We start from the raw sequence: 20,384 nt of genomic DNA, 5'->3' as shown, positions 1-20,384 counted from the left end.
CGTTTACTCCCCGACGCAATGCGACTTTCACGAATCACCTAAATTGTTGCGAAATTCTAACAAAAAGGGTAGAATAGATAGGAACGTGTTTCACGTTTAATCTTTTTATTCATGATGACAATTGACAGCTTGGCCTGTTCCTCGGAACCTGGTTTACATAACTGTTGAAGGGGTCGTCAAAAGGAGAAGCAATGCCGAAGAGATTTGAGATTGTTCACAAGAGAGTTTTGAATTCGGAAATGAGCCAGATCTCGGTCTACGCACCGTGGATTGCCGAAAAGGCAAAACCGGGCCAATTCATCATTCTGCGTTCCAATGAAAACGCAGAACGTATTCCGCTGACTATTTCCAGCCATGACAATGGCCTGATTACGGTCATTTTCCAGAAAGCCGGCGCCGGCACGATGGATCTGGATCAGCTGAACGAAGGCGACTGCCTCGCTGATATGGCGGGCCCTCTGGGTAAACCGACCCCTGTGGAAGGGTACGGCCGCGTCGCTGTCCTCGGTGGTGGTCTGGGCTGCGCTATTGCACTGCCTGTCGCGAGAGGCCTCCATCAAGCAGGCAACCAAGTTGACCTGATCGCCGGTTTCCGCAACAAAGACCGCATTATCCTGCAGGAAGAAATGAAGGCTGCCTGCACGGATCTGCACACCTGTACCGATGATGGTTCCTACGGCTTCCATGGTTTTGTCACCAACAAGCTCGAAGACCTCATCAAGAGCGGTGTTAAATTCAATCAGGTATTTGCCATCGGGCCGATGCCGATGATGAAGTTTGCTACGCTGACTGCAAAGAAATACAACATTCCCTGCATGATCAGTATGTGCCCGCTGATGATCGACGGCACCGGTATGTGCGGCTGCTGCCGTGTTACTGTTGACGGCGAAATCAAATTCGCCTGCGTCGATGGTCCGGACTTTGATGGCTACAAGGTCGATTTCGATGAAGCCATTGCACGTAATCGTACGTACAAAGCATTTGAAGACAAAAAACGGGAAGAACATATCTGCCGTCTGACCGGGGAGGTACGCAAATGAGTAATGTAAATATGCAGGCTGAAAAAACGCCGATGCCGTCCCAGGAACCGGACGTGCGTAGAACGAACTTCAAGGAAGTTGCACTGGGCTATACGGAAGAACAGGCTATCAACGAAGCAAAACGCTGCCTGAACTGCAAGAACCCGAGATGCGTCACGGGCTGCCCTGTCGGCATTCCTATTCCTGAGTTTATCGCCAAGGTCGCTCAAGGCGACTTCAAAGGCGCTTTTGAAATTGTTTCCAACGCAAACGCACTGCCGCGTATTTCCGGCCGTGTCTGCCCGCAGGAAAACCAGTGCGAAGGCAAATGCGTCCGCGGTATCAAGAACGAACCGGTCGGCATTGGCCGTCTGGAACGTTTCGTCGCTGACTGGGCTGCCGAACACGGTATTGAAACCCTGAAGGCTGCTCCGAAAAATGGCCATAAGGCTGCCATCATCGGTTCCGGCCCTGCCGGCCTCACCTGCGCCGGCGAACTGGCCCGCAAAGGCTTTGATGTCACCGTATTCGAAGCTTTCCACAAAGAAGGCGGCGTGCTGACCTACGGCATTCCTGAATTCCGTCTGCCGAAAGCCATCGTAGCCAAGGAAGTTGACGGTCTGAAGGATCTGGGCGTTGAATTCCGTACAGATATGGTTATCGGTAAGGTAGCTACCATTCCTGAACTGATGAAACAGGGTTATGAATCCGTATTCATCGCTTCCGGTGCCGGCCTGCCGATGTTCATGGATATTCCTGGTCTGGGCCATGTCGGCGTTTACTCCGCTAACGAATACCTGACCCGTATCAACCTGATGAAGGCTTACCAGCCCGACAGTGAAACCCCGATTCTGAGAGCCAAGAAGGCTGTCATCGTCGGCGGCGGCAACGTTGCCATGGATGCGGCCCGCTGCGCACGCAGAATGGGTTCCGAATCCCATATCGTATATCGCCGCAGTGAAAAAGAACTGCCGGCTCGTCGTGAAGAAGTACTCCACGCTAAAGAAGAAGGCATTATCTTCGATCTGTTGACGAACCCTGTTGCCATTAAAGGCGACGAAAACGGCCGCGTCTGCGCAATAACCTGCGTGAAGATGCAGCTCGGTGAACCGGATGCTTCCGGCCGCCGTCGTCCTATTCCTATCGAAGGCAGTGAATTCGACATCCCGTGCGACCTCGTCATCATGGCGCTCGGTACCCGTCCGAACCCGATGAGCACGGAAGGCACCGATATCGTGAAGACGAAGAAAGGCTGCGTACAGGCTGACGATGACACCCTGGCTACCTCTATCCCCGGCGTATTTGCCGGCGGCGATGCAGCTACGGGCGCTGCTACCGTTATCCTCGCTATGGGTGCCGGCAAGAAAGCCGCTGAATCTATGGCAAAGTATATGCTCGGGAAGTAATAGAACCATAAAAATGACTGTCACGTTTGTGGCAGTCATTTTTTTATGGTTCGCTATGGTCGACTGCGTCGACGGCTTGCGCCGCCTTTGGCGTCCGGCTTTTAAGGCTGTGAGGCTTTGTTCGTCTGCAGCGGAGTGAAAGAGTGAAAATGCTATCTTCCATCGCAGGGACCTTCTTCGACGTCGCAAAGCGACATTGAAGAAGGGGGCCCGCTTTGCGGGGGATGATGACCCTATATTTTCTTTTTTATTTTATTTTTGGCAAACCGACATAGGAGGTTTGCTTCTTTGGGATCTTCTTTCAAGCCGCTCCGCAGCGTCGAAAGGAGGTCCCAGAGGAATTCCAAACCTTACGGTTTGGCTTAACTTAGGCGACGTCAAAGTAAGTTTCATGAGTATGCAATGCTACACATTGCCAATACTCATGAAAGAACTACAAAAACTTACCACACTTTTATACATTTTCGTCTCATCGAATAGTTACAGAGAGTTTAGGAATAATAAGGGACATCACCCACCGCTAATCGGAAGGCCTGATGCCATCCGGCCTTCCTGCGGTCCTCCCTCTTCAATGTCGCGGAGCGACGTCGAAGAGGGTCTCACCTCAATTGGGGTGATGGTGTGGATTTTACAGCGTTTCTATCGGACCAATTCCTGTTATCCCACTGAATACCCACCGCAAGCGGTCCCCCCTCTTATTTTTTTATCAAAAACAAGAGGGCTGGTGCATCAATTTTACTATCACGCATAGCCTATGTTTTTTATTTGTAACATTTGAAACATACACTTGTCCTATAAATCTGCCATTTTCTTTATTTCCTATACACTTTGAATTTTTTCCTTGCTTTTTTTGATACGCTATGCTAACATACTCCTTGTAAATCAAATAAGACAAATGCATTGAAGAGAACTAGTACGTTCCCGGATATTTTCAGAGAGCAGCCGGACGGTGTGAGGCTGCAGTGGAAAGGAACCGAACTGATCTCCGAGCAGCTCGCTGAACATGGTAGTAGGTGGAGCCGGGGCCTGGCCGTTAGCAGACAGGAGGGCATCGATGTCACAGTCCGTGCCCGCTGAGGTGTATATCCTTACGGATATGAAAAAGAGTGGTACCGCGCGAGTTTAACCTTTCGTCTCTTAACTAGAGTCGAAAGGTTTTTTTATTGCTTGTTTTGACACACACAATGGGAATGAAGTTAGGAGGAATGTAAGTGAAAAACGTAGAACATTACAAAAAAGGGTATTTCATGCCCCCCGTCGTCGACATGTCCTGGACGCAAAAGGACGCCCCCGATAAGGCACCAATCTGGTGCAGCGTCGATCTGCGCGACGGCAACCAGGCCCTCATCATCCCGATGAGCCTGGAAGAAAAGATTCGTTTTTACAAGGTGCTCGTCGCTATCGGGTTCAAGGAAATTGAAGTCGGCTTCCCTGCCGCTTCCGAAACGGAATATGAATTTCTCCGTTACCTCGTCGACCACGATATGATTCCTGATGATGTCACGGTCCAGGTCCTCACCCAGGCCCGCGAACACATCATCAAGAAGACTTTTGAAGCGCTGAAGGGCGTTAAGAACGCCATCGTTCACGTGTACAATTCCACGTCCTATGCACAGCGCCAGCAGGTTTTCAAGAAATCCAAGGAAGAAATCAAGGAAATCGCTGTGGAAGGCGCCAAGATGCTGAAACGTCTCACCGAAGAAGCCGGTGCCAACTATCGCTTCGAGTATTCCCCCGAAAGCTTCACGGGTACGGAACCGGAATACGCCCTGGAAGTCTGCAACGCCGTGCTCGACGTTTGGCAGCCGACGGCAGACCGCAAGGCCATCATCAACCTGCCTTCGACCGTACAGATGTCCATGCCGCACGTCTTTGCTTCCCAGGTTGCTTACCTTTCCCAGCGCCTAAAGTACCGCGACAACGTCGTCCTTTCCGTCCATCCCCACAATGACCGCGGGACGGGCGTAGCCGATGCCGAAATGGCCATGCTGGCCGGTGCCGACCGCGTCGAAGGAACGCTCTTTGGCAACGGCGAACGCACGGGCAATGCCGACATTGTGACCATCGGCATGAATATGTACGCTCTCGGTATCGATCCGGGCCTCGACTTCTCCGATATGCCGAAACTCGTCAAGACCTACGAAGAAGTCACCCGCATGCACGTCCATGACCGTCAGCCCTACGCCGGCAAACTCGTTTTTGCCGCCTTCTCCGGCTCCCATCAGGATGCTATCGCCAAAGGGATGCGCTACCGCGAAGAACACGACGAAAAATACTGGACTTGTCCTTACCTTTATATCGATCCCCATGATGTGGGACGCACCTACGATGCCGATGTCATCCGCATCAACAGCCAGTCCGGCAAGGGCGGCGTAGGCTTCATCATGGAAAAGAACTACGGCATCGATATGCCGAAGGCAATGCGCGAAGACTTCAGCTACTTCGTCAAGGAAGTCTCCGACCACCGCCACGAAGAACTGAAACCGGATGAAATCTTCAACCTCTTCAAAGACAATTACGTCAACCGCTACCTCCCTATCGAGCTGATTGACTTTACCTTAAAGAAACGCAAGGGCGCATGGACGGGCAAGGTACTCGTCATTGCCGCCGGCCGCAATGTGATTCTGGAAGGCACCGGCAACGGGCAGCTGGACGCCGTGAAAGACGCTATCTGCTCTGCGTACGGCATCAAGATTACCGACCTGTCCTACAGTGAACACGACCTCGACCGCGTCGCCGAATCCCGCGGTATCGCCTACTTCGGTCTGACCGATGACAAGGGCGTCACCACCTGGGGTGCCGGCGTCGATACGGATACCATGACGGCCTCCATCAAAGCCTTTATCTGCGCCGTCAACCGGATGAAGGATATCAAGGACCGGGTCTATGGAGCCCACCTGATTGCCGATCCGGACGAACTTGCTGAATTCAAGGCGAATGCCAGTGCACATTAATTAGGAAAGGAAGACCACAATATGGGAATGACAATGACTCAAAAGATTCTGGCTAAACATGCCGGAAAAGATTTTGTAAAACCGGGCGACCTCATCACCTGCAGCTGTGACCGCGTCATGGCCAATGATATTACGGCGCCTCCTGCGATTGCCGAATTCAACAAGATCGGCAGACCGGTCTTTGATCCGGAAAAGGTCATTTTCGTGCTGGACCACTTCATGCCGAACAAGGATATCAAGTCGGCAGGCCTCGCGAAAATCGTCCGCGAATTTTCCAAGAAGCATCATATCACCCACTTCTTTGAAGAAGGCCGTGCCGGTATCGAACACGTCATCCTGCCGGAACAGGGCCTTGTGATGCCGGGTATCCTGACTGTCGGTGCTGACTCCCATACGTGCACGTACGGTGCCGTCGGCGGCTTTGCTACCGGTGTCGGCTCGACCGACCTGGGCGTTGCTATCGCTACGGGCAAAGCCTGGTTCAAGGTGCCGGAAGCCATCAACGTCCATCTGACCGGCAAGAAACCGGCGGATATTACGGGCAAAGACGTCATGCTGACCCTGATCGGCCGCATCGGCGTTGACGGCGCTCTGTATAAATCCCTGGAATTTACCGGCCCCGGCGTGGCCGAACTCGATATGACGGACCGCTTCACCATTGCCAATATGGCCATTGAAGCAGGTGCCAAGAACGGTATTTTCCCGGTCGATGAAAAGACCATCGAATACGAAAAAGGCCGCGTCACGGAAGATTATGAAATCGTCAAGGCCGACCCCGACGCAGAATACTGCCGGACTGTGGAAATCAACCTGTCCGAACTGAAACCGGTCGTTGCCTTCCCGCATCTGCCGGGCAACACGAAAGAAGTCGGTACCTTCGGCGATATCAAGATTGACCAGGTCGTCATCGGCTCCTGCACGAACGGCCGTCTGGAAGACCTGAAGATTGCCGCAGACATCATGAAGGGCCACAAGGTTCATCCCGATGTCCGCTGCATCGTTATCCCGGGCAGCCCGAGAGTCTATCAGGAAGCCATGCATGCCGGCTACCTTGATACCTTTATCGAAGCAGGCTGTGCTGTCTCCTGCCCGACCTGCGGTCCTTGCCTCGGCGGTTACATGGGCATCCTCGCTGCCGGTGAAAAGTGTGTATCCACGACGAACCGCAACTTCCGCGGCCGCATGGGTCACGTCGACAGTGAAGTCTATCTGGCCGGCCCGCAGGTAGCGGCAGCCAGCGCTATTCTCGGTAAGATTGCAGCTCCGAAGGAGGTTCGCTGATTATGAAATTTGAAGGAAAAACCTGGTACTACGGGGACAATATCGATACAGACGTTATTATTCCGGCGCGTTATCTGAACAGCTTTGATCCGGCAGAACTTGCTACCCACTGCATGGTGGATATCGACGAAAGCTTTGCCAAGAACGTCAAGAAGGGCGACATCATGGTCGGCGGCTGGAACTTCGGCTGCGGCTCTTCCCGTGAACACGCTCCGATTGCCATCAAGGCTTCGGGCATTCCCGTCGTCATCGCGGCAAGCTTTGCCCGCATCTTCTACCGCAACGCCATCAACGTCGGCCTGCCGGTCCTCGAAATCGGCGACGACGTCAAGAAGATTCACGCAGGCGACCGCCTTTCTGTAGATATTTCGACCGGCAAAATCGTGGACGAAACGACCGGCGATACCTTCCAGGCTGCTCCGCTGCCCGGCTTCATTCAGGACATTGCGGCAGCCGGCGGATTAATCAACTATGTAAAGGAGCAGAAAGCATGAGCAGAAAAATTGCAGTCATTCCCGGCGACGGTATCGGGAAAGAAATTACGGAATGCGCCGTCGAAGTCTTAAAGAAAGTCGACGAAAAATATAAACTGGATCTCACCTATGAATACAAACCGGCCGGCGGCACCGCCTATGATCTGTGCGGTTCTCCCCTGCCCCAGGATACGATTGACACGGCAAAGGCTTCCGATGCCATCCTGTTTGGTGCCGTAGGCGGAAACAAGTGGGACAACGTAGACCCGAAGCTGCGTCCGGAACAGGCCGTTCTCGGTCTGCGCAAAAATCTGGGCCTGTACGTCAATCTGCGTCCGGTCAAGGTTTCTCCCGTGCTCGCCGAATACTCTCCTCTGAAGCCGGATATCGTGACGGGAACGGATATTATGATTGTCCGTGAACTCGTCGGCGGCATCTATTTCGGCGACCGCTGCGAATCGGAAATCCATAACGGCGTGGAACGCGCCTGGGACCTTGAAAACTACAGCGTCCCCGAAGTCGAACGCATCAGCAAATTTGCCATGGAAGCCGCCCGGAAGCGTCATAAGAAAGTCACTTCCGTCGATAAGGCCAACGTCCTTGCTACGTCCCGTCTGTGGCGCCGCACGGTCAACAAAGTGGCCGAAAACTATCCGGACATCACGCTGAATCACTTCTACGTCGATAACTGCGCGATGCAGCTTGCCCTGAACCCGAAACAGTTTGACGTCATCGTCACGAGCAACCTCTTCGGCGATATCCTGAGTGATGAAGCTGCCGTACTGGGCGGATCCATCGGCATGATGCCGTCCGCTTCCATCGGGGCCATGACGAGCCTGTATGAACCGATTCACGGTTCCGCTCCGGACATTGCCGGCAAAGGCATTGCCAACCCCTGTGCCACCATCCTGTCCGCCGCCATGCTGCTGCGCTACTCCCTGAACGAGGACAAAGCAGCCGACGCCATCGAAAGAGCTGTTGATGAAGCCCTGGCTGACGGCTGGCGTACACCGGACCTCTACAAAGAAGGATTCAAGAAGGCCGATACGAACCGTATGACCGAAGAAATCCTGGCAAGGATCTAACTTTACTTACCCCTATTTGCTTTTTTCCCTATATTGTGTGTCAAAAGGCAGCGAGCCGATGCATCGAAAGATGTGTCGGCTCGCTGCCTTTTGAGCAGATAGCAGATGGCAGGCAGCAGTTAGCTGCAGGTAGCGGAAAAAGTATAAAAGGCGCCTTTAGCTTTTGGCATCTGGCTTTTAGCCTCTTCTGTGAGAAAAGTGAGTAGTGAGTTAGTACGCTGAAAAAAGCTATCTTCCGCCGCAGAGACCTTCTTCGACGTCGCTGTGCGACATTGAAGAAGGGGGCCCGCTTGCGGGGGATGATGTCCCTTATTATTTTTTTACTTCCTATATTTTCTTGCTAAAACAAAATAGCGAATCGCTGCGGTAAATGCCCGCAGCTTTTTTTATATATTCAGGCAAGGCGAAGCCTTGGCTACGAAAAACCTTCTTTCACGCCGCTATGCGGCGTCGAAAGGAGGAGAATCGCTTGCGATGGAGGGATAGCTTCTTTTTTCTTTATGTTAGATAAATAGATTCTATCTTCCGCCACTTCGTGGCCCCTCCTCCTTCCGACTACGTGGAAGGAGATGACATAGGATAGCCAAACCGTAAGGTTTGGCTGATTTAAAGCTATCTTCCGCCGAAGAGACCTTCTTCGACGTCGCTGTGCGACATTGAAGAAGGGGGAACGGAACTGAGCGCCAACGATCCGCAAGCGCAGCGCCGCGGGAGTTGTCGTCGCGAAGTTTCTCAGAAGCAGCGACGAGGAGGAGCTGCGTGAGCTTCCTATTCGGCCGAAGGCCGCGGTTTTATATATTTTTTGCGGGGGATGATGTCCTTTATTATTTTTTTACTTCCTATATTTTCTTGCTAAAACAAAATAGCGAATCGCTGCGGTAAACGCCCGCAGCTTTTTTTATATATTCTGGCAAGGCGAAGCCTTGGCTACAATGCTACAAATAATCAAAAAAATATAAAGTCCATTCCTCACCGCTTACCGTTACAATCAGTGTTTTTACTCCTCCACAAGCGGCGGAAGGCATTTTCTAATTTTTTAGTTTATATTCTCCACAATCTTCCTGGCGAATTCATTCCGATACCCATGGCTGATATAGCGGCCGAAAGCCCGTGCCAGCACTTCGTTTTCCAGATCTTCTTTGGAAAGCCCATCGGCTGCACCGCTTTTCTTCAGGTCGTATTCAATCGGTTCCAGATTTTCCGGGTATTCCATGACCGTATAGACACTCATGACGGTCCCACCCTTATCATCAATCTCATCAGCCTTTCTTTTTTCGGTCCAGAGATTGTGCGTTTCCTTGTCCCAGAGGACATCATAGACACAATCCTCCCGCTTTTCATACACCTCGCGCAGCGCCCCCATAATGGCCGCATCAATGAGATCTACAACCGCTTCCATCGTCCACGTCTTTCCCATGCCTGAATCCCTCTCTTGTCGTAGTGTGTATTTCTTCTTGCAAATCAAAATCAGCATACCGCGTATGAACTGTTGTTGTCAAGAAAGCTGTAGCCGCCGTTGGCGGCAGAAAGATTCTATCCTCTATCGAAGAGACCTTCTTTTATTCCTACGCAAAAAAGAGGCTGTGGCGAATTTCGTCACAGCCTCTTTTATCTCAACTCTTTACTTCTTGCTCTTACCTTGGCACTCAGGGCATACACCATAGAAATAGAATTGATGGCCCTGCACTTCAAAACCGGTTTCCGTGGATACCATGTTCTCTACCGCTTTTGCTTCCAGGTGGGATACGTTGCAGACCTTACCGCATTTGATGCATCTGATATGCGGATGTACCGTGATATCCGCATCGTAACGGAAACTGTCTTCACCCGTGTTCAGCACTTGGATAATCCCCAGTTTGCTGAAGATTTCCACGGACTTATACACCGTAGCAAAACTCATGGTCGGATAATCTTCACGAACCTTATCATAAATCATTTCAGCCGTCGGATGTTCTTTAGAATGAGCCAGCACATCATAAACGACAAGACGCTGCGGGGTTACCTTGCAGCCCTTATCCCTCAAAATTTTTGCAAGCTCCGATGCAGTGTACATTAAAATCATCTCCCCAACTGTTCTTCCAGCTTTCGCCGGTCTCCCGTTTCAAACAAATAACTATTATCATAATTTAATTATACATAATCATCTCATAAATTTCAACAACAAATTTCTGAAACGCAAGATATTCTCTATATTCTTTATTAGTAAAGATAATTTTTACACTTTTATATCTTTCGCATTTACAAATTAATTTTTTAAATTAAAGTAATTTAAAAATGAATAATTAATATTTGTTATTTGCACCTTTGTGCTATAGTAAAAGCCATGGCGCTTCGCGCGAAAAATCGCCGTGACGCTGTGGCCGCCGAAGGCGGCGAAAAAAGGAAAAAAACAAGGCACACGCCCCATTAAGGAACACATGCCCCGATAACACACCTCTTTTTATATTGTTTCTGATGGACTCTGCTGCAAGACAGCTCCAGATGCGCGAAAGACGGGCGCGGGGCCCAGAAGATGTACACAAATAGTACCTCGATGGGTCACGCGCCCGCCTGACAAAGCAGATGGAGTTGGATTCTGCAGAGGACAGCTGAAACTTCCTTAGAAAAAACTCTGGCCCAATAGACGCCCGAGACAAGTCGAGGACTCTATTGGGCCAGGTGCCTTTAACTAAAACTTCCAGTTGATCCCAGCCCGAATATCGTACGTCCTCTCAAAGTCGTTGCCAAAGTACCTTTCCGCGTCAATATAGAAGTACTGCTCCTTGCCGATCTTACTACTATAACCTAACCCTACGACGCCCCACGTGCCGCTCTGGTCGCCTTCATTCACATAGCGGTCGCCGTCGTAACGGACGGTAACATCGTTGCCGTCGAGGAATTCGTGCATGAGAGAGGCCTTAAAATACAGCTTGCTGTCGCGGCTGTCATGGATATCACGGACGAGATCAAAGCCCAGTCTTCCAATAAGGCTCCAGTCGTGGTCGCCATCGACGTGGAGGCCCTGGGAGTCTACATAGTCGTAACCGCCGAGATAAGACAGCTGCAGCTGTGCCTGCGGTACCCAGAACCAGTCTTCGTTCATCATCAGCTTATGCCCGTATTCCGTGGAGAGGTTCCATACGTTCTGGTCGTAATCGCCGGAATACTTCGTGCCCACGACGTGATCATAGGCATCGTATTCGGTCTTCACATGATGGTACTTCAGATAGTTATCCCAGTAAGCATGGGACTCTTTCTTCCATTCCGGTTTGTTGGCAAGCTCCTCGGCGGACGGATAGTATTCGTGCGTATCGTAGAGGTTCACGGAAAAATCGCGTACGGTGAGATTCCCGCCGTAGCCTTCAAACTGGCCTTTCGGCTTGCCATAGGCCACGGACGCACTGAAACGATGTTTCCGCTCGTCATTCTGGCGGGAAATCGTCGTCCACCCCAGTTCATACGTATTGCCGTCGAGTTCGCCGACGCCGTCGACGCCCAGGTTGCGATAGCCCAGGCGTACCCAGCCGCCGCGCTTGCCGTCGTCCGTAAAGTACTGGGACTGCCCATCGCGTTTCGTAAACGTATCCATATCCGTCACGTAGCGCCAGATAAGGTCGCGATTGCGTTCCGGTGTGACTGCACCATCGTTCAAAGCTTCAGTCGATTTCACGAGGTAGACGTTCTGCGGGTCATCGTAACCGTCGATGTAATAGGTATTCACATAGTCTGTCGTCGGTTTGCGAATTCCGTCCGTCGTATCGCCGTTATATTCTTTGTTGTAGGCATCTGTATTGAGCGGATCTGTGGCCACGTCCCGATACTCAACTGTAAAGGCATCCCGGTAGATACCATACGTCGAGTAGCCGACGGTCTTGCCGTTGCGGAATTCATCCTGAGAGTTGCTGACCGTGGCAAAGCGAACCGCTTCCCCATCGTCCATCTGGCTGTCCAGCGTCTGCAGGTTCTTGACAACGAGGGTCTGTTCATCTGATGTACCGTTGTTTATGTAGAGCATGTCGCTGTTCGAACCGTCGTCCGCATCAAGGTCCATGGCAAAGGTATGGCTGCCGGACAGCGTCCCGATTTCGAGGGCGTCGCCGCCGTTTTCATAGTACACCGTACCGCCGCTGCCGCCGAGGGTCGTGACAGAAGAAGAACCCGTCATATCCCACAGGGCGCCGTCATCAAGGGTAATGTTGACGGTACCGTATTTTTCACCGTCAGCCGTAAATTGAGAAGTGTAGGTGTCTTCATCAAAGGTGTGAAGCAGCGAATTTTTCGCATTTTCCATGTACTGATTGAACTGTTCCAAGGCCTCTTCCGTCGGCTGTCCTCCATACGATGCCATAAAATATTCATACTGAGCATCCCTGTATTTCTGGAAGGATTTTTCGAACATCTCATCATACGTGGAAATTCTTTTGGCCGCCAGCGTTTTGGCGTAGCGTTTGCCCGTATCGGCGGTGCCGGTCAGAACGCTTCCGCTGGTAAGATGTACATCCACTGTTCCACCTGCGGTCGCCAGATTTTGCCATGCGTCTCCTACCGTAAGAGAGTACCAACCTGCATCAAAAGCGGACAGGTTCTCGTAATTTTCAAGAGAAATAGACTCGTCGGCTGCATAGATATTTCCCGTAAGGGTCATTTTGCCCTGATCATTCGGAGTGACGGAAATGTTGCCCTCGTTCAGGGCCGAAATATCGCCCGTAATCGAGCTGTCGCCGCTATAGTTGACGTTAATGGAGCCGCCCCTGTAACTTTCGTAGGAATCACCCGAAGTACCGTCAATCAGCAGAGCTGTCTCTGCGCTGATCTGTGACTGGCCGTCCACGGTAACAATTCCTGTCCCGCCATCTTTCATATTGACAGCTGTCGTTTCGGCAGCAATCGTATTGGTACCTTCAGCAGAATTTACCGTTACATTCCCGCCCTTTTGAGCCAGGATGGCGCTTTCTCCGCCTGTGACCGTGTTGGTGCCCTTCGGGCTGTCAAGCGTTACGCTGCCGTTTCTGTCAGTCAGGATTCCGTTTTCCTCGCCGGTGACCGTATTATCCTTTTCGTCCGCCTGCATCGTGACAGCACTGTTATAGACGGAATAAATGCCCGTGCCATTGCTCGTCACCGAGTTGGAACCTTTCTCGGCATGCATGAGGACATCGTCATAATTAGGGATGTATATGCCGTACTCTCCGCCATAGATCTTATTGTCCCCTTGCTGCGCTTCCATATTAACGTGGGATTTAGCAGCCTCCATGTTGATGCCTGTTCCACTGCTGTAAATCGTGTTATCATGGACAGCCGTCAGATTGGCGGCCATATGATCTTTAAAAGAAAAACCGAAATGGATGCCGTATACTTGGAAGTCTCCCCTATTCCGTACCGGGAGAACCTCTATATCATTATTCTGCCCATCCATATTGATGGTTCCATTGGAGGCAAGAATCTGAAGTCCTCTATAATAAATTCCATTGGGGCGCTGGACGCCTTCTGCTTCCATCAGACGATTCTGCGCCGCTTCATCGGCGACGGCCAGAATGCGGTTATCGCCCTGCGGCGCAGTCAGGGACACCACCGCGCTCTCTCCGTCGTTATAGATTCCCATGAAACTGGCAGTCAGGGAATCCGACGTCAAGGAGATAATATTGTTTCCCTTTTCCGCATAGACATCGACCACGCCATTCGTGGCGCCTGTCGTGATGCCCCAGTTCGCACCGCCGTTAGGCGTGTAAAAACTGATTCGGTTATCCTGCGTTGCCTTCATGTGGACGTCGCCGCTGCGATTCACGTGGATGCCTTTGCCGCCGCTTATATTCTTCGTACCGACAAGAGTGAGGATATTGTTGATGCCTTCAAGGTTCATATCCCCGCCCCAGCTTTCCATTATGGTGATGTCGTCCCTTCCGCCATCGGTATCCTGTCCCGGTTGTATGGTAAGGACGTTATCGCCTTTGAGGGCCTTCAAATTGACAGAGGAACCATCATTAGCGTATACACAGTTCGTTAATGCTTCAACCCTATTAGAATAGTAGCCCGTATTTTCGAGGGTAATGGAGTTATTACCGTCCGTCGCCGTCACATTGACCTCGGAATTCCGTGAAGTTGCGACAATGCCCTGCACATTTTGAAATCTGACCAGAGGATCATAATACTGGGACCCATCCGGCATTTCCTTTCCGGCAATGGAAATAGAGACATTCTTTCCGCTCAAAGAAACCGAAGCACCGCCGTATGCCCGGACTGCAATCAATTTAGAGCGATTGTAGGAGTCGGAAAAATCTTTCACCAAGTTGAAAGAGCCATCCCGCGTGTCAGACGGAATTTCGTCGGCGAGATTCAGCGAGATATCACCGTCCGATGCATCCACCGAAATCTGGCTGCGGTTCCGGGCATCCAGGATCACGGACTTTTTCTCCTTTGTATCCGTCTGCCAATAATTCGCGCTGCTGGAAGTTGTCAAAACCGGATTGGAAATGGAAGAAAGCACGACGCCATCGCGCCCGGAAATGGAAACAGCAGCCCCGCTGCCGGATGCGTTAAACATTTCATATCCGTACACATTGGACGCAGCACTGCCTGTCGCACTGTTGACCGGCGCCATCACGGAAATATCCACCGAATCCGCGTCAATGGAAAGAGTGCCTGCCGTGTTCTGTCTGTTGTAATACAGAACAGGCCCTCCCGTAGCCGCTTGTGCATCGGAAAAAGCGAAATCTTCCTCATAGGCATCGGCATGAGCCGCGTTCATCCACGAAAACGTTAAAGACGAAGTGCAAAGTGCCAAAAGAACAAGACGCGCGAGTCTCTTTTGATTCAGCGATGTAAAATCTTGCATAGTATTCCCCTCTTTCCCCCGGATATTCCCCTCAAAATATTCTTTATCCCCTGAAAATAACGGCTGGGGGCCGATTATTATCAGAATTGTATGTTTTTAAAAGTTATACTATATCTATAATAATTTTTTATATTTATAAATTCATTATAGCATAGAATAAGAAAATTTGTATAAAAATAAGGTAAAGGGAGGAAGGAAAGCTGTGGCGCTTCGCGCGAAAAAAGGAAACTATCCTCCGCCACTTCGTGGCCCCTCCTCCTTCCGACTGCGTGGAAGGAGGTTGTAGAAGATAGTCAAAGAGACCTTCCTCGACGTCGCTGCGCGACATTGAGGAAGGGGGACCGCTTTGCGGTGGATGATGGCCCACTATTTTTCTTTTATATTTTTTGGCAAACCGACGCCGGAGGTTTGCTTCAAAAAGACCTTGTATCATATGTATTGGGACTTTAACCCTCTTTTTGGGGGAAAGTGCTACACTGTAAAAGATGCTGTGGATTGGTTTTAGGACCTACCGATTAACGGTTTGAAGAAGACTCCAACCACAGCTCTTTGCAGCGATGTTAATTAGTTAGATACCGCCAGACGGTTTATATAGAACAAGGATACATAGCAGAGAGTCTGTGGTTTCAGCATCATATTTTTTAGGAGGTTTTATATTATGATCTACGTTGGAATTGATGTGTCCAAAGACAAACATGACTGCTGCATTCTTGACCCAGAGCATAAGTCCAGGTACAAGCAATTTACTATTACCAATGATTGGGAAGGCTTTGACTTTCTGCTGAAGCAGATATGCTCTTACAAACAACCGGCAGAAAACATAAAAGTAGGGCTTGAAGCCACCGGACCTTACAGCGAGAATATCACCAGATTCCTGCTGAATAACGGGCTACCAACTTATGTCTTCAATCCCATGATGACAGATCAATACAAAAAGAGTCATAGCCTTCGCAAAACTAAAACCGATCGCATTGATGCTCATTTCATAGCCTGTATGTTCATGTCCGATTTGGATCTCAAACCCTACGTTCCTAAAGAATACCACAATGAACGTCTCATGTCACTTACCAGATCTCGGTTCAGAATGGTTCAGGCAAGAACAAAGATTAAACAAGACGTGGATCGGCTTGTGGTTCTCAACTTCCCTGAACTAGGAAAATATATGAACCTGAATTCTGCTACTGCTCACGCTATATTCATGGAATATCCTACTCCCGAGGAGCTGGCAAACGCCAACTTGAAACACTTGAAAAACATTATTCACAAGGCATCCAGAGGCAGCTTAAATGAGGATTTGGCTGAACAAATTCGTGACGAGGCAAAAAAATCTATCGGTAAACACAACAATCTGGGCAATGAACATGAATTGCGGGCGAACATCCGGATTCTTGAGGACTATGATGAAGAAATTCGCAAAATCGAGGCTGAGGAAAAGGAGCTGCTGAGCGAGCATCCGGAACCTTTACTTACAATTCCTGGGATTGGTGCCGTCACAGGAGCCGCAATTTTAGCGGAAGTCGGGGATTTTTCCAAGTTCTCTTCTCCTGACAAAGTTCTAGCTTATGCCGGGCTTGCACCGTCCAGGAACCAATCAGGACGCCGAAGTGGGATAGGTCGAAGCGCCCACATGGAGAAAAGAGGGTCACGTTATCTACGATTTGCGCTCTTTAACGCAGCGATATTCGTCTGCCGGTACGAACCAGCCTACAGGGAATATTTAGCTAAGAAACTAAACGAAGGCAAGCATTACTACATAGCAATCTCTCATGCAGCCAAAAAGTTGGTACGGTTAATTTATGCACTTCAGACAACAGGAAATACATACAAAACATCTGCTCAATTAATGCTTCAAAAGCAGATAAATACTAGCTCCGATTCACAGGACATTGTACTTGACATATGATAGTTAGTCTTCTTTCAAGCCGCTGCGCGGCTTCGGAAGGAGGAGAAGCGGAACTGAGCGCCAACGATCCACGCCGCGAAGTTTCTCAGAAGCAGCGACGAGAAGGAGCTGCGTGAGCTTCCTATTCGGCCGAAGGCCGCGGTTTTATATATTTTTTGCGGTGGATGATGACCCTATATTTTTCTTTTACATTTTTTGGCAAATTGACGCCGGAGGTTTGCTTCAAAAAGACCTTCTTTCAAGCCGCTCTGCGGCTTCGAAAGAAGGGGAACCGCAGTCAGCGCTGACGACAGGAAGGGCTGACGAGTGCGGTGGATGATAGAATCTTTTAATCAATAAAAAACGAGGCATACGCCCCAACTAGAAACGCATGCCCTAATAACACACCTCTTTTTAGGTTCTTCACGGTTTTTTCGGGAGTATACCCCTTACGGTCGGAATTGAGAGGTAGCGAATTAACGTGAAAAAGTACTCATCATCTCTGTATCCGTACGCTCTTCTTTTGGCCACTTTAATCTTGTTGTTGAAGCCTTCAAGCTTCCCTGTGTTTATCGGGTACAGGGCATGGTTCACCAGACCGTCTATCCTTGGCAGCTTAATCTTAGCAAACCTAACCAGGGCCGGAATCCCGCTGCCTAGTGCAGCTTTAAACCAGCGCTTCCATCCTGCAAGAGCCTTGTCATAGTCCCTTAATTCATAGAGGGCTACCATCTCTTCCTTCATGGAATAACATATTGCCAGATCCTCGTGCTCTGCAAAGATGGCCTGCAACGCTTCTTTGCTCTTAGGATTCAGCCTATCTTCATTGGTGAGTAACGGCCAGCGGACTTTCTTCAATGTGCGGTAGTTCTTCTTTTCCTCGGATATCCGCTCTTTCAAAGCCGGCTTGTCTTCAGCACTTGCGTCTTTTAATGCTTCTTGCATATCGTTGGCTTTATCCCTATGCATTCTGGCCTCATCAAGTCTTACTACACCTAATACTTCCTTCCCGAATTGAGCCTGCATGTGGTAACGATCATACACGACCTTAGCTTGCGGCAGATGTTCTTGTACCAGCTTGTTGTAGGAAGCGTTCATATCCATGGCGACTGCCTTGACCTCTGTCAGCTTTGTCTGATCATATTCCTTGAAGAAATGCTCGAAGTCAGCTATCGCCCGACCTCTGCCAACCCAGAGAATATAACCTGTCGCTAAATCCATGACGCAAGTGGCATAGGTGTGTCCCTTATGGATAGCAAACTCATCGATGGCCAGGAAACGGGGCTTGTAAGAGGTCAGCTCCAATTCCATTTCATATTTATCGAGAGATTCGTCCATGAGCTGTTTGTGGACATAGCGAACCGTGCTCCAGTGAATTCCTGACATCTTGGCAATTGCATTGGCAGGGATTCCATTACGAAGCAGCGTCTCAATCCAGAGAGAAGCTCTCATGGTAATGCGAGTTCCTGGATATTTAAAGGGAATAGGCTCAGTGATGGTTGCATGGCAGCAGGAGCAACGGAAGCGATGCCCTTCAAAGCGGATCATCCTGGTATGCTCAGGATACGCAGGAAAACTTTTCAAGTAGGTGGAAAATGGCTCGTAAGAATACATTTTCTGACCACATTTAGGACAACGGAAGTCGGTATATTTCTTTTCACTGCAAATAACAATCTCCTGGCTGTCATCAAAAGGGTCTTCCGGCATGAAGACATTGTAAAAGACATCTTGACATTCTGCATTATTTTGAATAGTGTAATTAGTAAAGGACATTTTCTCCTCCCAAGGTATGGTTTCGACGATTATATTTTGGAGGAGTTAATGTCCTTTTTCAATAGTCAAATGTCTTTTAGTCCACAAATTTCCGTGAAGAACCTCTTTTTATATTGTTTCTGATGGACTCTGCTGCAAGACGGCTCCAGATGCGCGAAAGACGGGCACGGGACCCAGAAGATGTACACAAATAGTACCTCGATGGGTCACGTGCCCGCCTGACAAAGCAGATGGAGATGGATTCTGCAAAGGACATCAAAAACTTCCTTAGAAAAAACTCTGCCTTACAAGGCGTGCGAGGCCAGCCGAGCACCCGGGTAAGGCAGGTGCCTTTAACCTGCCCCGTCAGTCCTCTACAAACTCCCCATCCATCATCACTCTGAGCGGATCCTGAATCACCCTAAACGGCTTCTCCTTATAGAACACCAAATCCGCATCTTTACCAACTTCCACGCTCCCGACGCGATTATCGACGCCCATGACACGGGCAGGATTGATGGTAATGGCTTCAAGGGCTTTTCTTTCATCCATACCCTTACTAATGGCAATGCCAGCACAAACGGGCAGATACTGCAGCGGAATGACCGGTGCGTCCGTAATGAGGCAGATGTCCCGTCCTTCCGACAGCCGTGCTGCTCCTTCAAAGCCCTTGCCATGAAGCTCGACCTTCCCGCGGGCGCCAAGGCTCGGACCGATAAGCAGAGGAATTTCCGGTCTTTTTTGCAGGTATTCAATGATATCCGTACCACAAGTCACATGATCCAAGGTAAATTTGAGGTGAAATTCATCACAGATACGAATGGCCGTGACGATATCCTGGGCTTCATGACAATGAATCTTGAGGGCTTTTTCCCGGCGCATGACGGGAACCATGGGTTCAAATTTACGGTCATAATCCCGCACCTTGCTTTCGGCATAAACTTTGGCTGCCAGCAGAAATTCCCGAAGCGTCGAAGCAATGCCCATTCTCGTGGTTTCGTAACCCTTCTTGGGGTTCTCTCCCAGGGCGCACTTCATGGCAAAATAAGGATCAAGAACCATTTCATCGATGATTTTGCCTCGCGTCTTGATACAGGCAAACTGACCCCCAATGACGTTGAGGGAGCCCGGGCCGCTGGCGCAGGTCGTAATCCCCGCCTTCCGTGCCTCTTCAAAAGTACGGTCCAGGGGATTGATGGCGTCAATAGCACGCATTTCCGGAGCAAGAATCATCTTCTTTTCGTTGTGATCGGCATAAAAGTCGCCAAGGGAGTCGGCCTTGAGCCCCAGATGGGTGTGAGCATCGATGAGCCCCGGTGTGACGTAAGCTCCGGCGGCATCAAAAAGAGTTTCCCCCTCTGCGGAAAGGGACTCCCCGACTTCGGCAATTTTACCGTCCCGGATTCGAATATCATAGTCCCCTTCTTCGACATGGGGACTTACTATGTGAGCATGCTGAATGAGCATAGAACATGAGCCTCCTCAAGTGATAAGTTATTTTTAGTATAGCACTGCCAGATGAGGCATGCTATATGTTATAAGTTGTGAGTCGTGAGCTGTATGTAAAAGATATAAATCAAGGGCACACACTTTGATAAAGCATGTGCCCTGTTTTAGGAAAAAGTGGTCATAATCAATCTGTAGTTACTGACTGCTTCAAATGACTGCAACCTGCGAGCGGAAAGTTGTGAAAGGAAAGCTGAAGCTTTTGACCACATTCC

Annotated in this window: 12 protein-coding genes and 1 other annotated feature; of the genes, 7 read left to right on the top strand and 5 right to left on the bottom strand. The window is 50.0% G+C overall.

Annotation, left to right across the window (positions count from 1 at the left end):
* The first annotated feature begins 191 nt into the window (after window positions 1–191).
* The 6 genes from LKE33_07545 to leuB all read left to right on the top strand — a co-directional run bounded on the left by LKE33_07545 (window position 192) and on the right by leuB (window position 8,218).
* Entirely contained in the window at window positions 192–1,040 is an 849-nt protein-coding gene (locus LKE33_07545; protein ID MCH3950768.1) for a sulfide/dihydroorotate dehydrogenase-like FAD/NAD-binding protein, read from the top strand.
* On the top strand, window positions 1,037–2,425 hold the full coding sequence (gltA, locus tag LKE33_07540) for an NADPH-dependent glutamate synthase (protein MCH3950767.1): 1,389 nt from the start codon (window positions 1,037–1,039) through the stop codon (window positions 2,423–2,425). Before LKE33_07545 ends, gltA begins: the two co-directional genes overlap by 4 nt.
* A gap of 891 nt (window positions 2,426–3,316) precedes the next feature.
* Window positions 3,317–3,566: a binding site (T-box leader), on the top strand.
* Window positions 3,567–3,636: 70 nt separating this feature from the next.
* On the top strand, window positions 3,637–5,379 hold the full coding sequence (locus LKE33_07535; protein ID MCH3950766.1) for a 2-isopropylmalate synthase: 1,743 nt from the start codon (window positions 3,637–3,639) through the stop codon (window positions 5,377–5,379).
* Window positions 5,380–5,400: 21 nt separating this feature from the next.
* Window positions 5,401–6,660: a 3-isopropylmalate dehydratase large subunit gene (gene leuC, locus LKE33_07530; protein ID MCH3950765.1), complete on the top strand. Its 1,260-nt coding sequence runs from the start codon at window positions 5,401–5,403 to the stop codon at window positions 6,658–6,660.
* A gap of 2 nt (window positions 6,661–6,662) precedes the next feature.
* Entirely contained in the window at window positions 6,663–7,154 is a 492-nt protein-coding gene (locus LKE33_07525; GenBank protein ID MCH3950764.1) for a 3-isopropylmalate dehydratase small subunit, read from the top strand.
* Entirely contained in the window at window positions 7,151–8,218 is a 1,068-nt protein-coding gene (gene leuB / locus LKE33_07520) for a 3-isopropylmalate dehydrogenase (GenBank protein ID MCH3950763.1), read from the top strand. The genes LKE33_07525 and leuB overlap by 4 nt, the downstream gene beginning before the upstream one ends.
* Window positions 8,219–9,254: 1,036 nt before the next feature.
* Here leuB and LKE33_07515 read toward each other — a convergent pair.
* From LKE33_07515 to LKE33_07505, 3 genes are all read right to left on the bottom strand, one after another.
* Window positions 9,255–9,635, bottom strand: coding sequence for a hypothetical protein (locus tag LKE33_07515; GenBank protein ID MCH3950762.1), 381 nt, complete (start codon window positions 9,633–9,635; stop codon window positions 9,255–9,257).
* 204 nt (window positions 9,636–9,839) lie between these two features.
* Window positions 9,840–10,271, bottom strand: a complete 432-nt coding sequence (locus LKE33_07510; GenBank protein MCH3950761.1) for a transcriptional repressor — start codon at window positions 10,269–10,271, stop codon at window positions 9,840–9,842.
* A gap of 615 nt (window positions 10,272–10,886) precedes the next feature.
* Window positions 10,887–15,029 (bottom strand): autotransporter outer membrane beta-barrel domain-containing protein, encoded by a 4,143-nt coding sequence (locus LKE33_07505; GenBank protein MCH3950760.1) that lies wholly within the window; start codon window positions 15,027–15,029, stop codon window positions 10,887–10,889.
* A 658-nt stretch (window positions 15,030–15,687) separates the two neighbouring features.
* Here LKE33_07505 and LKE33_07500 point away from each other — a divergent pair.
* A complete protein-coding gene (locus tag LKE33_07500; protein ID MCH3950759.1) occupies window positions 15,688–16,932 on the top strand; it encodes an IS110 family transposase in 1,245 nt (414 codons plus the stop codon).
* A 402-nt stretch (window positions 16,933–17,334) separates the two neighbouring features.
* Here the strand turns inward: LKE33_07500 and LKE33_07495 are convergent, their stop codons facing one another.
* Together LKE33_07495 and LKE33_07490 are read right to left on the bottom strand one after the other, a co-directional pair.
* Complete coding sequence (locus LKE33_07495) at window positions 17,335–18,684, bottom strand: ISL3 family transposase (GenBank protein MCH3950758.1); 1,350 nt, start codon at window positions 18,682–18,684, stop codon at window positions 17,335–17,337.
* A gap of 345 nt (window positions 18,685–19,029) precedes the next feature.
* Window positions 19,030–20,130 (bottom strand): amidohydrolase family protein, encoded by a 1,101-nt coding sequence (locus LKE33_07490; protein MCH3950757.1) that lies wholly within the window; start codon window positions 20,128–20,130, stop codon window positions 19,030–19,032.
* Between the last annotated feature and the right edge of the window lie 254 nt (window positions 20,131–20,384).

Source organism: Acidaminococcus sp., from assembly GCA_022482815.1.
Lineage (GTDB): Bacteria > Bacillota > Negativicutes > Acidaminococcales > Acidaminococcaceae > Acidaminococcus.
The sequence above is the reverse complement of the archived record's forward strand: the minus strand, read 5'-3'. Positions and strand labels throughout refer to the sequence as shown.